Here is a 16,218-nt window from a genome sequence, read left to right on the forward strand (position 1 = left end):
ATTAGGTACGAAAATGTATAGCAATAGAATAGATAATGAGTTGATAGGGATTCTGAAACGACATTCCCTACTAACTTTTGAATCACAGTTGAATTTAAAGGATGAACTAGAGAAACGTGCTATTGCGGTGGATACTACTCATTTAGAAAATGCCATTTCTCAAAAATTAATTGAGATTAAAAATTTAGACTATTTAAAGGATTTTGGTTTTAAAGCAGAGAGAAATCAAGATGGAATAACCGTGAGACGAACGAATAAGGCAATGATTACAGATATTGTTGGAATAATTTTAGGTGTCTTTGTTTTCTTAGTAGGAATTTATGGATGTATCAACCTTGTGCTGACTTTTATGAATGGTGATGAATTAGATGTTTTTACATTGGGCTATAAGTTTGCTATGGCTGCTCTAGTATTTATAGGGATTAGCTTTTTCAGCGGATTAAAGCGTTTGTTCGATTATACAGGGTTTGAGCTTTCCAATCGTAGTGGAACTATTACATTGAAAAAACGTTTTGATGTATCGTTGGAAGAGATTAAAGCAACTGCTTCAGATATTTTTTTAGACTCAGAAGAGGATACACTTTATTTAAAGTTGGGCAATCAAACAATTTTCACTTCTAACGCCGATAATTTAATTCAGACCATTACGTTAAAGGAATTGACGAAAGAATTAAAAAGAATTTAGACGCGTATGTACGAGCATTTTTTTCAATGTCCATATTGCTGGGAAGAAGTCTCCATGCTTCTAGACCCATCCATCACGCAACAGACGTATGTAGAAGATTGCGAAGTTTGTTGCAACCCAATTGAGTTAACCCCGCGTTTTGAAGACAATGAACTTATCGCTTTTGATGCGCAAAGTATAGAGCAGTAATTAATTGATTACTTCTATTGTACCCCCAAAAGTATCATCTTTTTCAATAATTTTCGGGTTGCCATGTATAAAGATGGTCCCGCCAGCTTTTACTTTTGCCACTGCCTTTTCAGTTGCGTGAACTTCGGCAAGTCCGCCAGCCAATACGATTACCATGGTTTCTTTTGTTAGTAGGTTTTTATTGTAAAGTTTGCCTCCGGTATTAATGGTTGCATCTTGTACACCAGTAGTTCCAGATAGCGTTATTTCACTTCCACTAGAGCTTTTTGTAATGACCGTTTCCATATTCAGGTCTAACGTAACAATTCCAGCTTCTTGTGCCTTAATTTCTATTGATGCTCCTTTTATGACACCATTAGAAATGATTTTAGCATTTTCATTGGCATCAATAGCCACTAAGGATTCGGTGTGATACAATTTAATGGCAATCATATTTCCAGCTAAAAATGGATTTAAATCCATTTTTAGCTTTAGCACACCATTACTTTCTAATACTTCGACTTCATCTGTGTTTACAGTACTTATAATCAATTTGTTTTCTTCAGCCTTAATTAAGGTTACCGAAATACGGTCATACACTTTTAGTGTTGAAAATTTTTGTAAAGATTGGGTTGAAGGGTTTTGCGCTAAACAAGGTAGCATTGAAAAAAGTATAAAAACGATAGTTATGATTCGTTTCATGTGGTGTTGGTTAATTAATCGGTCAAAGTTAAGTTACATAATTAGTTATTCAAGAGTACTTCACAATAGATAATATATAGAGTACAAAAGAATAATAGTTAAATTAGGGCAAGTGATTCGCATACATTTTTTGTTTCACTACCTTAATCAAGCCGTAGTGCTTAGCTTGATATATGAAAAACAACTATTTAGTAGTCACCCTTGTCATAGCTTTGCTAGTAGTTGGCATTACGGGTGTTCAATTTTTATCAGGAGCTGAAAATGAAGTTGTATTGAACAAATTAGATTCAATTCCTACCAAACGCGATCTTCGACGCAGTTTCTTTGAAAAACGAGAAATACTAGTGGTATATGGCGCCAAAGATGCTGAGCTAAGCCAGAAGTATAAGGAAATACTAGAAAGGGTTTCATTAGAGGTGCCTACCAACTCATGGCGAAGTGCTAAAATTATTTATAAAAGTGTATCAGAGGTAACCGAAGAAAACCTTAATGAGTATGTTGTTTTTTTTGTGGGTGCTATTGACGATAACGTAATTCTAAAAAGGTATATCTCACAAACACCGTTTCAAATAAATAAGAAGTACATTAAGATTGGTTCAAAAAAAACCCGCAATGAAAATTTCATTTTATCAGTAGGTTTTTATCCAAGTCCTTTGAAGCCAAAAATGCCATTTAGTTTTTTGACGGGAACAAATTCTGAAGAGGTTTTCAACTTTTTTGTCGAAAAAATAAAAGACCATGGACAGTCTTTTTATCGGCAAAATCTTGATTATGAACTCTACAAGAATCATGAGCGAGTGATTATGGGCGATTTTGATGCGAAGTGGAAAACCGATGTTACTACTTTCTTCGATTTTTCTTCGGGTGCCGACGTACTTTTAGAAACAGAACGGTACCGGCTTATTAATCATGAGAGTGCTATCGAGTCATCGCAAGTAACTGAACTTACCGACCGCATAGAAAGGACTGCCTCAGAAATATTGGCATTTGTTGAGGGTACGACTACAGTCCCTAGAATCACCTATCATTTTTATAAAAATATGGAGGAGAAAGGCTTGATTACGGGTAGTACCGATCAGTCTCATATGGATACGTTAGATAATTCGGTCCACACTATTATCAATAAAATTTACCAGAATAATAACATCGGAAAGGATAATGCGCTACTGCTTCACCATCTCTTAGGGGCATCTAAGAAAGATATACTCACGTATGGTCTTTCTATCTATTTCACGGATGCGTGGCAGGTGAGAGGCTTTCAGTACTGGTCTGCAAGGCTTGTGGAGTCTGGTAATACCTTGTCGATAGCCGAACTTTTAGATAACGCGTATTTAGAGATGGAATCTCCCTTGATAAGAGATTGCATGGCAGGGTTGTTTGTCGATTTTTTAGTAAATTCTTGGGGCAAAAAATATTTTTTGGACAAGTATGAAGATGTTGAACTTACCTCACAAGAACTCCATGAGCTTGAAGGAGCGTGGCAACTATTTTTAGAAGCCTTGCCAATAGCTTATCCAAAGAATAAGGTCGAGGCAAAGAAACTTCCGTACTTAAAAGGATTCAATTTTGCACATGAGGGCTATAGTATTTATAATGGGTATGGTTCTAGCAAAGCAACAGAATCTTTATTGAAACAGAAAAACTTGGGTAGTAATGCCATGGCGATTGTGCCGTATAGTGGTATCGAAGATGTACATACACCGGCTCCATTTCGCTTTAGTACGCATGCAGGCGGTGAGAATGATGAGGCGGTGGTGCATGCTGCTTCAACTGCTCACGATATGGGAATGTTCACGCTGCTTAAACCCCAAATTTTTGTTGGTGGAAGTTGGCCAGGAGGAATTGAAATGCCGACCAATGAACAATGGGACGTCTTTTTTGACCATTACTATAGATGGATACGGCATTATGCATTTTTAGGCGAAATACATGAAATGGATGCGCTTTGTTTAGGGGTTGAATTTACCAAGGCAACATTGTCAAGACCCGATGCATGGCGAAGCATGATAAAAAGGACACGAGGTCTATTTTCTGGTCAACTTACCTATGCTGCAAATTGGGGTCAAGAATTTGAAAACATAGAATTTTGGGATGAACTGGATTTTATAGGACTCAATTCCTATTATCCATTAAGTAAGAAGGACAATCCTACGGATGAAGAATTGACCTTGAAGTTTGATACCATTAAGGCTAAAATTAGAACGGTATATAAACGCTTTAAAAAACCGATTGTATTTACCGAAATCGGTTTTAGAAGTATTGATGCGCCCTGGAAAAACCCACACGCCGAGGCCGATGAAAGCATCAATGAAGAAGCTCAAGAACGTTGTTATGAAATAATATTTAAAGGAATTGAAAACGAACCGTGGTGCCAAGGAATTCTCTGGTGGAAATACCCTAGTTATCTCGAGTACCGCGGAAGTGATAATAATGCCTTTACGCCTAATAATAAGCTCGCCGACGAAACCGTACGTAAGTGGTTTTCTAAATAGTTAAAATCATTTCGATTTCATAGCTGCTTTAAAAACCATAATCTATTATTTCTTTTTCTTCTACCATTTCCTTCGTTTTCTCCAGTTTATGGTATTGTACAAAAAGGGACGACTTCGTGAATTCAGAAAAATTCAAATGCTTTTTTCCATCCTTTACGTGGTCCGCTAAAAACCAAGCTACAGGCTGGACATTTGAATACCAGGGATATTCAGTAGTGTTACTATGGCAATCATAACAAGAAACCTGTAAAATGTTTTCTACATCATTAGGAATGGTGTAGTTGGTTTGTATAGCGAAGGTATCATTTCCTGAGGTATTTTTTTCCGGACGTATAAATTGAATGACGATTAAAATTAGGGCAAGGGCAATTCCTGTTTTTTTTCACGTGGTACTTTTGATTAAAGTTTCAATTTGTTTCCATAAAATCAAACAATTTTGATGGTACAGGTCCTTCATTTTCAATGGATAGGCAAATTTTCTATACCTATCGAAAAGTTCAGTTTTATTTTAACACGTTTCACCTTCCAATATAGACGGTTCAGTCAAAAAGTCACTATTCGTGGTTGGACTGTACCGTACATTTGTATCATCGAATCAAAAGAAATACAGTAATACATAAAATATAAAAACATGAAAAACATAAAAATAATTTTTGGAGTACTACTAGTAGCAGGGGTTCTTATTTCCTTTACAGCAGAACAAAAACATAGACAAGAAAGGAATGTTGCAAATGTTTCTTTATTCAATGAAGTTAACAATCCGTTTGAAGAGGCTATAAAAAATCAAGCCACTATTATTTCTCTGAATCCTTCAACAGATATCAATGTGATTGAAATAGAGGAAGAAATCGAATTAGATATTGATACAGAAGCGTATTTACCTTACGGTTTTGATGCCTATAAAGGTTTTCAATTAGATGTAGCAGATATAAATGTAATAGAGGTAGAGGAAGAAGTAGAATTAGGTTTTGATGTAAACCAATACTTACCTGCAAATTTCAATCCTTATAAAGTTTAGTTTTAGTTGGTTGGTTAATTAAGGCTTTCAAAGTAAATTTGAAAGCCTTTTTTTTGCTTTAAAAACGACCTGTCGTATCCGCAGTAAAATTGATGTAAATTTGAAAAGTGCTTCTCTAAAGCAAATGTCATGATCTTACCGACAGTTAAAAAACCACAAATAATAAAAATTGCTCTTTTGTTGGCGGTTTTAGTTTCCTTGCCTAGAAATATACATGTGTATAATATGATTAGTTCTGGTAATGAACAGCTTCAAAGTGTTTCGGTAATTGATTTTCTGTACCGTTTGGTATTTATGTTCTTTTTCTCTTGGACAATTTTGGAAATCAATGCCAATGTGGTGTATATAAAATTTAAACTTAGGGGTACCTATGCTACAATAAGTATCATTCTATTGGATTTGGCAATGCTCTTTGGCACCTTAACCCTATGGAAAGCGTTGCATCCCTTAATGGTCAATAACCCGTTATCTAATGAGGACAAGGGCTTTTTGGCATTTGGTTACATCACCTTGCTTATTGTATTGTATTTCGTTGCAAGAATTTTACGATTACAAGTGAACCAACGGGTGAGTGATATAGAGAATGAGCATTTAAAACATCAGAATCTACAGAAAGAACTCACGGCCCTTAAAAATCAGATAGATCCCCATTTTTTATTCAATTCACTGAATTCGTTGACATCGCTGATACGCGATAATGAACCCGCAACCCAATTCGTAAAAAAACTATCGTATATGTATCGGTATATTTTACAGAGTGGCAATAGTGATTTGGTGAGCATACGTGAAGAGCTTAAATTTTTGGAAAGCTATACCTATCTCATGAAAACCCGTTATCGAGAACGGTTTGAAATTGAGGTTACGATTGCCGAAGAATTAAAAGGGAGAAAAATTCCGCCATTGGCGCTGCAATTTTTAGTGGAAAATGCCGTAAAGCATAATGAAATTTCAAAATCAAACCCTTTGTTGGTTCGTGTCTATTCGAAAGAAAATTCTATTTTCATAGATAACCCCTTACGTCCAAGAACAACTATGGCAGCGGGTACCGGCACCGGATTATTGAATTTGAGAAAAAGATACCTGCTCTTACAGCAACAAGATGTGCTGGTACGTACCGAAAATGGTATCTTTCAGGTAGAACTTCCCTTAAGAAAAATAGCATGAAAATCGTCATTGTAGAAGATGAGCTTGCCGCAAGCGATAACCTAACCTATTTACTGCACAGCATAGACCCTAGCATTGAAATTTTAGCCATTTTCGATACGGTCAAAGCTGCCGTTGCCTATTTTTCAACAGCACATGATGCAGAACTGGTTTTAATGGATATTCACCTAGCAGATGGTATTTCTTTTGAGATTTTTGAACAGGTAAAAATCGATATACCAGTGGTGTTTACTACGGCCTACGATCAATATGCATTAAAGGCTTTTAAAGTGAACAGTATTGATTATTTGCTGAAACCTATTGACGAAGACGAGCTTACCGATGCCCTAAACCAGTTCACCGTACAGGTAAAGGAGAAATTGCAGGGCATCGATGATGACCAATTAAAGGGTTTGTTGAGTTTGATAAAAGGCAGTGCCGATAAAAAGGGTTATAAAAATACGTTTCTAGTGAGCCAACGGGATCAGTTGATTCCCTTAAAAACTGCTACTATTGCATATTTCTTAATAAATCTTGGGGCGGTAAAAGCGGTGAGTAAAGACAACCAAACTTATAGTGTTGAAGGTAAATTAGAAGATATAGAAGAAAGCCTAGACCCAACTAGTTTCTATAGGGCCAATAGGCAATGCATTGTAAATCGTGAGGCTATCGTAAATCTAAAATACTATTTCAATGGGAAGCTTATTGTAAGCGTAAACCCGGTCTCCAAAGAGCGGATAATAGTAAGTAAGGCCAAGGCATCTGATTTTAAAGATTGGATGAATTCTTAAATGTCTCCATAATTAGAAATCGTGTTGATCAACGGTTTCGAGTGTACTGTTTAACGATTTTGGCCTATTCAGTTCGTCAAATTTAGCGACTAGAATATTGTTTGTTATTCATCTATGCTAGAGTCAGGTAACTCTAAAATAGCGGAGGTTGATAAAGCATTTCCGGCAATACCTTTAATGGAACCGAACAACACATTTATGTTTTCTTGTACGCCCCAAATTTGTTTTTCCCGAGTAGCAAAATTTTTGAAGGCTGACTTTTTCTCATAGTTCAACTGTTGAATCATGGAGTCGTAATTTTCAATAATTCTATTGATATTCTGCACGAACTCGTTGCTTGTTAAATAGGAATACAGCAATTCCATTTTATCTCCTTTGTTCTCGTCCGATGATTTTATCGATTGTGTTTTTAACAATAACTCCCGTAGCACTAAAGAGACACTTTTCACCTCGTTAAAACCACAAATCCAAACGCCATTTTTTTCTCCGAACCGATCCATATCGGTTGGAAAGGTTTCCGTCACAATTACGGCGATATCTGCTTTGCAGTTAATTTGGTCTTGTTTGAGCTTGTTGATCCAGTCGTTAGAGAAATTCTTGGTTCGTTTACTTTCATACACAATAGAACCACAGGTTTGTTGCAATGAATTAATGACCGTTTGTACGCAATCTGCGCCACGAACCCCTTTACCAATCTCATCTATGTTGTCAAAAGGGTAGGTGTTCCTTAAAAGCTCCTCAAGAGCCAATTCTTGTACTTCTCCTTGCATCTGCATGGAACCTTGTTCAGCTTTACGCTTCATTTCATCAATGAGCTTTCTTTGGTCATCCAATTGTTTTTGGTATTCCTTTTCTTTTAAAGCCATAGACTCCCGTTCCTTGGCTTTGGCTTTTTCTTCTATTTCTGTTTGCTTTTCTAACAGTTCTTTTTGAACGTTTAGTTTAAGGTCTTCCGCTTTTTCTTTGAGTTCATTTTCTCGTTTTAACAGATCAATTTCTTGAGACCGTAAGGCCCTATTTTCTTCCTTCTTTTTCTCGTTTTCTTGCTGAAGGGATTTTAACTGTTGCTCAAAAGTCTCGTTCGTCTGCTTTTGAATTTTCTCCGATTCTTTTACTAAGCGTAGTTCTAGTTTTTCTTTGAACAGTTCATTCTCTTTTTCCTTTTTCTGCTCAAATTCCTCTTTTTCTTGGGCGAGTTTACCACGCTCTTTATTGAACTTTTCAGCCTGTTCGGCTACTTTACGCTCATATTCTGCTTTAAAATGTGCTTGCATTTTACCCGATAACGCTTCTTCTACATCAAATTCGTGACCACAATTAGGACATTTTATTTTATCTACCATGATTTTCTTAAATACATTATCGTTGCGATTTCTCAGCTTTATGCGTATGAAATTGGACTATTTTATAAAGATATACTCATATATACGGTTAGGCAATAGAATGCACCACAGTTTTCTACTACACCCTAATAAAAGGCATATTGGAAATCGGAATATAATTTTGAAATCCTGACAATTATCATATGTTGAAATGTCACTTCAGTATACATTTGTTTGAAAATAAATCACTGACCTATGATTTTACAACTGTTACCTCTTGTTAACTGGAACTACGGTATTATTTTGATAGCTATTTTTGGGGCAGTATGTCTAGGTCTAGTACTTGTAGTGCTAAGTTTAATGAAAAATGACAAGAAGAAAGAGGAGTAACTTCTTAATTGTTGTCACGTAGGGTGTTTATTTAATCTGCATTAATTTTTCATTTCTAAACCTCAGTTTTTAGATAGCTGTTTATTGAAACAAAACGTAGCGCGGTGGTACAAGTCCGTTTAGTCGCATGTACACCAACATTTGAGCTCTGTGATGCGTAATATGGTCAGCAAGCAACATGAAGATTTGTCGTTTAGACCGGTTCAAGCCAAAGTAGTCAAGTTCATCATCTAATTGAGCGGGTTTGAATTCATGTAATAATTTGATGGTTTCATCAAAAGTGGTATCAATGGTTTCCATCATTTCTTCTTTCGTTTTATTGGCTGGCTTATATACTGTGTCGGTAGTATAATCTCTTGATTCTCGCCCAGCTAATAGTGACTGACTGTGCCAATCTAGCGCATAGCCGATATGCATTAAGTTCTCGGAAAAACTCAAAGACTCCTTAGTAGCTTTAAAGTCATAGTTCTCTTCAGGCATCATTTCTGCCACAAGTAGTACATACGCTCGCGAATTTTCCAAACGCTCTATGGAATCTTCGATAAATATATCTTGTTGAGCGAATATCGGTGTTTGTAATGTGCTTAAAAATAGTAGGGTGGTTAGGGTGAGTAGTTGTTTCATACAATCTAAGTTTCGTTTATTTTTTTTAAACCTACTGACTTTTCGGTTTTATTTGTCACTAGTACTAATAGTACTAATAGTGCTAAGCTTAATGAAAAAATAACAAAAAGAAATAGGAGTAACTTCTTGATAAGTATTATTTAGGGTAAGGTCTTCAGCTTTTCCGTAGAGTTGATTCTTTTGTTCTGCTAGAGAGCACTTTTTAAAGATTAATTTTGGGAATACTAGTAGAATATTTTATGATAGCTACCCTTTTTTCTAATATGTACTAAGCGTCTTAGTTAACGCACCTAGTGTGGAATAGGGCTACTAACTTGTAGGTTTAGTTGTTTTGTGCCTGATGCCATTAAACTTCCAATGTATTGTTCCGAAAAGTTAAAACTTAGATTTAATCAAGCTCTTTAATCCTTATATTTCTGAAGGAAACCTTTCCAGGATGGTCTTGAAAACTAATATGTCCTTCTGAAAATATACCAAAGTCATACCATCGTGCATCGCCAAGGTATTCATAATCTTCTGATTTACTGAACTTGCTTTTCTTTAGCATAGTTTCCCATTCAGGACCTTTAAGTGGAAATGAATTAATTAAAGTATCGTTGAAAATTACGTCCCCACGATTCGCATCATAGTCTATTTTGATGTGATAGGAATTCCATTGCTCAGCTGGTCTGCTTACATTTAATTTAGTAGGTGCCGATAGATCATACAAAGCCCCTACATAATGCTTTCTTGCTTTCAAATCCTCTAGTACGTTATTTAGTTCAATTTCTCCTCCGAGAACTAAATTAGGGTCGTCATAAATGGCAGCATCTAAAATCTGGATTTCTTGTCCTGTTTGATAGGGGTATTTATATTTTCGGTCTTCATTTACTCCCCACATAAAACCGCTATTACCTCCAGGTTCAATTTTCCAATCAAATTGTATTTCGAAGTTTCGATATACTTTATCAGACAATAAACTTGCGTCTCCCGCACCTGATTCCATATCTGATACCCCATTAAAAGTTAGGGTGTTACCCTCAACAATCCAGCCTTTTTTTGTTCCATCATCTTGAAAAATATGCCAACCATCAAGAGAATTATCAGTAATTAGAGATTTCCATTCGGAATTGGTCGTATGACAACCTACAAGAATAGTGGCCATAAATAGGAAGGAAAGTGTTTTCTGCATTGTAACTAATTTAATGTGTTAGCGTATACTATATTCTAAAGTAAAAATGGAAATACATTTTCAAGGGTTGTCACCTCATAATTTAAATTATTGTTTTTTTAGCATGTTGGTAATGTTTTTGAACATGGCTTGTAGCGTGGTTGCAGACCTAATTTAGCAAATACAAACCGAACCTGCCTGTTGATAGGTATAAAATCCGTTCGAATTTTCGTAAGTAGGCTTGCCTTAATAATAAATATTATATGTTGCGGGCAGTAATTTCTAGTCGTCAGATAGAATTATTCCAAGTTGCTAAAAAAAAAGATAAATTATCCAAGAAATCTTGTTCTTGTCTTATTTTCCCGTCTTTCGTTTTAACACGTGTTACTCCGTCAATAGCTGCTTTTTTCATAGAAGCAAGTATTCCGAAAAATTCACCTGTATGCGTTCCTTTAAAATTCCAATGTTGAAAAATTTTATCGTCTTGTCCAAAAACATTAATAAGAGTGCATGTTATATCTGAAAATTCAATCAGATAATTTTGAAAGTAAGCCTTGAAACCTTCAATTCCAACTATGTTTTCTGGTGCTGCAATGAAAGTAATGCTTTTGTCAGAATTCGTTTCGTTTACTTTATCGATTTCCGTTTTGTTGATACTATCATCTCAAACTGTTTTATACATTTTCACTTAATTATCTTTCGGCTTTTTCTAAAGCAAGATGTTCGGCTGACAGTTTATTTACAGTTTCATCTTTACAGCTCATGATCGTTAATGAAAGTAGTAAAGCAACTATTCCGTTTAAAAGGGTTTTGGTTGGTTTCATAATTATAGTCTTAAAATATGCGCCTACTCTAATTCGGTTTTTGGCTTACCTGTATTTTTTGTTTAAACGACCTACAGCAGCCAAGTTAAAAGCAGTCCTGAAACGATAATACGCTTCACATTCCGAAAGCCCGTAGCAAAAGCCTTTTGTTTGATTTTTTCCTTTTTAAAGAAAATCTAAAAGTTTATGCGGACTTACACAAGTAAGCCTAAGCAAATGGATTCAACATTTTACGCCATATTTGTTTTAGTGCCTGTTGCTCAAGTAAGCAAAAAAGTTGGTTCTGATATTGGGTATTAATCAATGGGCGGTAACCATAGATATGCAAGAAAAACAGGAGTGTTAGGAAAATCTGTTTACCCATTTTCAATTGAGTGAGCGCATATAGAAGAACAATTTTTATGGAGGTTTATAAAGGGAGTTGGACCTTCAGTTTCTTTATCGATTTACCGAAGGTTAGTATAGCAATAGCGGCCAAAAGGGCATTGACCTTATGGTGTTTTCAAGCTATGCCTAGTGTATGGTAAAACCTGTCTTCGGCGCCCTGGCCCAATTTGTGGAATGCGCAAAATCAATACAATTAGACTTAAATAGGCAAACAAGGTGATGCGTCTTTCCTCAATCGCTTACAACCTCAAAAAGGACCTGAAATTTCTCAAATAACCTAGGTTTGCAATTATCTAATAAAACTCAACTATTATCATTGACTTTTACTTTTTAGGCTCAGCCCTAAGTAAAGGGTCTATACTATTGAAATAATAGATGCTCTGTTCATCTAAAAATTCAAATACTGAAGATAAGTTTTTTTCGAATCGTAATAAATCCTTATTGGTTTCCTTTGTCCATGCAGATTCTGATAGGGCTATCAGTCTTGGGAAAAGCATATAATCCAACCTTTGTTCACTCGCCACTTTTTCTGTCCATAAATTTCCTTGAAGACCTTTTATTAGGTTTATTTCCTGATCTGAAAACTCATGAGAACTATCAGGATAGCTGTATACATCTTCGATGGTGCCAAAATTATCGCCCCAACGTCTACCAACAGTATCTCTTTCGTGTTGTACAAAATCAAAATAGAAAGGGATGCGTGGGCAAAGGATAGTATTGAATCCTTTTGCTAAAGATTTCTCAAGTTGTTCTGGCTTATCATGACGCCACCAGTATACCAAAGCAGTTTCATTACTAATATTCGATTCAACAATTTCATCCCAACCAGCTAAATTTTTGTTTATTTTAAAAAGATTCTTTTCCATTCTTTCCATAAAATAGTGCTCTACATCTACGAGAGATTTAAGTCCTTCATGTTTCATAAGTGATGTGATGGAATCATTGGTAGACCAATTTTCATTACCGAAGTGAACTTCATCACCACCAAGATGAATATATTTAGAAGGAAATAGTTCAGCAACCTCTTCCAAAACTGTATTTAAATATCTATACGTACTCTCATTTCCTACATCAAATGTGAATTCTGGGTATTTTTCACTTCCGCCACCTGAATATTCAGGATATGCTCTATTGGCTGCAGTAGCATGACCAGGCATGTCAATTTCAGGTATAATTTCAATGAACCGCTCATTTGCGTAGTTAATGACTTCCTTAATGTCATTCTGAGTATAATATTTCACTGGTCCGTCTGCATTCGTAAGATCTCCTTTTCCACCTATCTCGCCAAGTTTAGGGAATGCTTTAATTTCAATTCGCCAACCGTCAGAATCTGTTAAATGCCAGTGAAATGTATTCAATTTAAAAATGGACATTAAATCAATCATCTGCATCACTTTCTCTTTTCCGAAAAAGTGCCTAGACTCGTCTAACATAATGCCTCTATAAGCAAAACGAGGTTCATCTTTAATTAATCCACAAGGAATAGCCTTAACCTTTGAAAATTTCAATTCTTGCCAAATGGTCATCAAACCGTAAAAAATACCGGAGGAATCTGAGGCTGTTAACTTAATTCGTTTTTTATTTATGTCTAATTTATACGCTTCTGATTTTATTTCATCCGCACTTACCAAACCTACTTCTATAATTTGATTTGACTTAATATTCGTATCAATTTCAAGTTCATTTAATTTTTTCTTAAATAAAATGATGGTTTTATTTAATGAACTGTTAGTAGATGAAATTGTAAACCCCTGGTCAAATGAAAATGTTCCTGGGCGAGCTGATATAGAGTTAGGATATGGAACGAGTGTCCAAGATTTACTTTTTTGTGTTTGACAGCTATAAATAGACATCAAAAACAGAGTTAGGGTTATTAGGTTTTTCATGTTTTTATTGTTGATTACTAATAAGTATGAGCTATATAATTGTTTTTCAGGGTTTTAATTACATAAAATATATCTGATAATCTTTTTAGTAGAGATTAAGTATGATGTTGATAATGACTTAGTTTAGTTTTTAATTGTGGCTAACGTTTCGGATTATACACGAGCCGAATTTTCATCTTTTTTTTACTAAAAGCCAAATTCTTAAATTTGGCGCTCTTCGTAATTATATAAAAGCCTCTCGTGAAGCCTATAACATCTATGTTTTATATACACTTTTATAAAACGTTTCTTACGCAATCTCTCTTTTTATTTCTTCTGGCCAAATTACAAATTGTCCATATTGACCTTCTTTTTCAATTCCACCAAACTCTTTTCCTTTTTTAGTTACAAACCAATCGTCATCTTTTTTATACATAAGTTTTTTATCGACAAGTACAGCATTAATTTTTCTACTGCTTATTTCAGTTTCTTGAGATAATTCTTTAGTTGTCTTGTATTTTGATTTTGAAAAGTTGCTTTTCGTTTCAGTTGATTTGACTGGATTAGATTTCTTTTCCGATTGTAAGACTTTTTGTGGTGCTTTTACATATGAAAAATCCTCGCTGTTGTGAATCATCGACTCAATGTCTTTAGTAGCACCTTCATAAACTATTCTATCCTCTTCGTTTTCAATGTCAATCAAAATTCCCATTTCGCGATTATTTTGTTGCGAGAATTCATATAAATTCATTGATGCAATTATCATTTTACTTTCATTCAAATAACATTTTGCGTGAAGGTTTTTAGAGAAGTAAAGTCGGATATATTTTAAATCCTCTAAAAAAGCCATTTCTTTTGGTGCAAGCTCTTGCTTTCCAAATATTATTCGGACATCAACTTTTTCCCTTTCCTTGTCGTTTAAAAGTTCTCGGACTTGATCGGAAAGTTTTAAATACGGACTAATTATATAAAGTTCTTTTCATGCGTCTTTAATTAAATTTTCTAATTCCGCACTAATGCTAGAAGTTCTTAAATATTTTGCCATTTATTAATTGGGGTTATTGTTTTTTTTAAATGTTTTACTACGTACGTATATCTCCCAATATCAGGAAATATAGTGACTAGTACCTATAGCTGTTTTTTAAAATTAATTACGCTAAAGTGATAGGGGGAATATACTTCGCTTGGTCTACTGCAAGATAAAGAAGAATGCGGTAGATGTTCTTACGGGTATCCGTAAAGGTGACATAAAACTAGGTCTTTTTGTTATGAAATTGGTGAGAGCATTTCGACTGCCCTCAATATGATATTTAGCTGTTTTATGCGGGAGTTGGTAACACGCTAGCTTCTCGATACTAATTTCTCATTCTTCGAAAATTCACTCGAAGTGACATTCGAACAAAAAACAGTCGAAGCTACAGTGGGGAATTAAAAAGCATAGTTGATGTGTCTAGCTATACAAACAGCAGAATAAGGGTCAATAGCATACCTGCCAAAGAAAAATACACGCCTTTTTTAAACACAGAGGTCTTCGGTAAGAACATCCAAAATGAAGAAATCACAAAGAATAGTAATGAAAGTCCGAAGAAAATATTCAAATAAAATACAGGGCTGTCCGTAGTTGCTTTGTGCAGATGCTCCATTTTATCGAGAATCACGGGCAGCTCCATCTTTTTAACAGTCGCCATACCGCTTGCGGTATTGTACTCGCCTTGTATAAAATAGACGACACCATCTTCTGTTTTTTCAGGTATTACACCACCTTTAATCCGTAATTCGGCACTTAACTCCCCAGTCGATAAATTAGGTTTTAATTGTTTCTCAGTAAGAACTTCGCTCTTTAAAAAATCGGTGTTTCTAAAAATCATGATGATTCCGCTAATGGAATACATAGCCATAATACCTGCCAAGAAAAAGCCCAAATAGCGGTGTATAATTCTCATTTTTAATCCAGTTGTCATTTTCATCTTTTATTTGGTGTTTTGCGGTGGCAAAAATATTCAAATAATTTTAAAGAGTGTTAGATACCATATGTGTTAAATAGTTTAATACTGTTTTAGTTTGATTTTGCTTTAGGTCAGAGAATGAAAAACCAATTTTCAGTCGGAGTGGTTTTAGGTGGAGTGCAACGAAGCTTAAAATATTGGTACACGCTAGCTTCTCGATACTAATTTTCCGTGCCTCAAAATTCACTCGAAGTGACAGGGTAGCAAAAATCTCACTTGCTTCTGAGTTACTAAAAATTAGTTGTGTCCTACTAATTCAAATAGTTCTTTATCTAGTTGTGATTTTACCTCACAGGTGACATCAAAATGCATCGTGGCAGTATTCGTAGTATTGTAGGTAGGCCAATCTCGAATATTTTTATAATTCGAATTTCCGGTTTTCGCAAAATTGATCCATGCACCGCTCATTTGATTGGCGTTATCGATATTATCAAAAACAAAAGGAAGTTCCATGCAATGTAGTGCCTTGTGTTTACCATCGAATACTGGTGATTGCCCTGTAAATAAACACATAAAAACAGGTGCGCCACCTTTTAAAGCTGACTTTTTATTTGATTCTACTATCGCACCAGGTCTAAACATCGTATCTATATCCACTAGATCTTTAGTATGCGTATCCTTTGGATAGGCTTTTTTAACCGCTTTTACATA

At 35.2% G+C, this 16,218-nt stretch carries 17 protein-coding genes; 7 read left to right on the plus strand and 10 right to left on the minus strand.

What is annotated here, in order from left to right; genetic code table 11:
* Positions 1–13 precede the first annotated feature (13 nt).
* Positions 14–685 (plus strand): hypothetical protein, encoded by a 672-nt coding sequence (locus ES765_RS01165; protein ID WP_138110758.1) that lies wholly within the window; start codon positions 14–16, stop codon positions 683–685.
* Positions 686–691: 6 nt separating this feature from the next.
* A complete protein-coding gene (locus ES765_RS01170; protein WP_091620402.1) occupies positions 692–874 on the plus strand; it encodes a CPXCG motif-containing cysteine-rich protein in 183 nt (60 codons plus the stop codon).
* On the opposite strand, the gene ES765_RS01175 is transcribed toward ES765_RS01170, so the two are convergent.
* Positions 875–1,555 (minus strand): head GIN domain-containing protein, encoded by a 681-nt coding sequence (locus tag ES765_RS01175; protein ID WP_138110759.1) that lies wholly within the window; start codon positions 1,553–1,555, stop codon positions 875–877.
* 173 nt (positions 1,556–1,728) lie between these two features.
* On the opposite strand from ES765_RS01175, the gene ES765_RS01180 reads away from it, so the two are divergent.
* Positions 1,729–4,047 (plus strand): glycoside hydrolase family 113, encoded by a 2,319-nt coding sequence (locus ES765_RS01180; protein WP_138110760.1) that lies wholly within the window; start codon positions 1,729–1,731, stop codon positions 4,045–4,047.
* A gap of 28 nt (positions 4,048–4,075) precedes the next feature.
* Here the strand turns inward: ES765_RS01180 and ES765_RS01185 are convergent, their stop codons facing one another.
* A complete protein-coding gene (locus tag ES765_RS01185) occupies positions 4,076–4,417 on the minus strand; it encodes a heme-binding domain-containing protein (protein WP_138110804.1) in 342 nt (113 codons plus the stop codon).
* 261 nt (positions 4,418–4,678) lie between these two features.
* Between ES765_RS01185 and ES765_RS01190 the strand changes: the two genes are divergently transcribed.
* The 3 genes from ES765_RS01190 to ES765_RS01200 all read left to right on the plus strand — a co-directional run bounded on the left by ES765_RS01190 (position 4,679) and on the right by ES765_RS01200 (position 6,999).
* Entirely contained in the window at positions 4,679–5,065 is a 387-nt protein-coding gene (locus tag ES765_RS01190) for a hypothetical protein (RefSeq protein ID WP_138110761.1), read from the plus strand.
* A gap of 129 nt (positions 5,066–5,194) precedes the next feature.
* Positions 5,195–6,229, plus strand: coding sequence for a sensor histidine kinase (locus ES765_RS01195; protein ID WP_138110762.1), 1,035 nt, complete (start codon positions 5,195–5,197; stop codon positions 6,227–6,229).
* On the plus strand, positions 6,226–6,999 hold the full coding sequence (locus ES765_RS01200) for a LytR/AlgR family response regulator transcription factor (protein WP_138110763.1): 774 nt from the start codon (positions 6,226–6,228) through the stop codon (positions 6,997–6,999). The genes ES765_RS01195 and ES765_RS01200 overlap by 4 nt, the downstream gene beginning before the upstream one ends.
* 104 nt (positions 7,000–7,103) lie before the next feature.
* Here the strand turns inward: ES765_RS01200 and ES765_RS01205 are convergent, their stop codons facing one another.
* A complete protein-coding gene (locus tag ES765_RS01205; protein WP_138110764.1) occupies positions 7,104–8,342 on the minus strand; it encodes a DUF2130 domain-containing protein in 1,239 nt (412 codons plus the stop codon).
* 234 nt (positions 8,343–8,576) lie between these two features.
* On the opposite strand from ES765_RS01205, the gene ES765_RS22525 reads away from it, so the two are divergent.
* On the plus strand, positions 8,577–8,711 hold the full coding sequence (locus ES765_RS22525) for a hypothetical protein (RefSeq protein ID WP_262710647.1): 135 nt from the start codon (positions 8,577–8,579) through the stop codon (positions 8,709–8,711).
* 81 nt (positions 8,712–8,792) lie between these two features.
* Here the strand turns inward: ES765_RS22525 and ES765_RS01210 are convergent, their stop codons facing one another.
* The 7 genes from ES765_RS01210 to ES765_RS22180 form a co-directional block, all read right to left on the minus strand.
* A complete protein-coding gene (locus tag ES765_RS01210; protein ID WP_138110765.1) occupies positions 8,793–9,335 on the minus strand; it encodes a DinB family protein in 543 nt (180 codons plus the stop codon).
* Between the two features lie 388 nt (positions 9,336–9,723).
* Positions 9,724–10,506, minus strand: coding sequence for a DUF1080 domain-containing protein (locus ES765_RS01215; protein WP_138110766.1), 783 nt, complete (start codon positions 10,504–10,506; stop codon positions 9,724–9,726).
* Positions 10,507–10,774: 268 nt separating this feature from the next.
* The gene (locus tag ES765_RS01220; RefSeq protein ID WP_138110767.1) at positions 10,775–11,140 is read right to left on the minus strand and encodes an ester cyclase; all 366 of its coding nucleotides are present in this window, start codon (positions 11,138–11,140) and stop codon (positions 10,775–10,777) included.
* Positions 11,141–12,019: 879 nt separating this feature from the next.
* A complete protein-coding gene (locus ES765_RS01225) occupies positions 12,020–13,582 on the minus strand; it encodes a beta-N-acetylhexosaminidase (protein WP_138110768.1) in 1,563 nt (520 codons plus the stop codon).
* A gap of 289 nt (positions 13,583–13,871) precedes the next feature.
* Positions 13,872–14,528 (minus strand): phospholipase D family protein, encoded by a 657-nt coding sequence (locus tag ES765_RS01230; RefSeq protein WP_317131383.1) that lies wholly within the window; start codon positions 14,526–14,528, stop codon positions 13,872–13,874.
* Between the two features lie 487 nt (positions 14,529–15,015).
* On the minus strand, positions 15,016–15,528 hold the full coding sequence (locus ES765_RS01235; RefSeq protein WP_138110769.1) for a hypothetical protein: 513 nt from the start codon (positions 15,526–15,528) through the stop codon (positions 15,016–15,018).
* Between the two features lie 276 nt (positions 15,529–15,804).
* On the minus strand, positions 15,805–16,164 hold the full coding sequence (locus ES765_RS22180; protein ID WP_249356173.1) for a carboxylesterase family protein: 360 nt from the start codon (positions 16,162–16,164) through the stop codon (positions 15,805–15,807).
* Between the last annotated feature and the right edge of the window lie 54 nt (positions 16,165–16,218).

Source organism: Maribacter sp. ACAM166, from assembly GCF_005771495.1.
In the GTDB taxonomy this organism is placed as follows: Bacteria; Bacteroidota; Bacteroidia; order Flavobacteriales; family Flavobacteriaceae; genus Maribacter.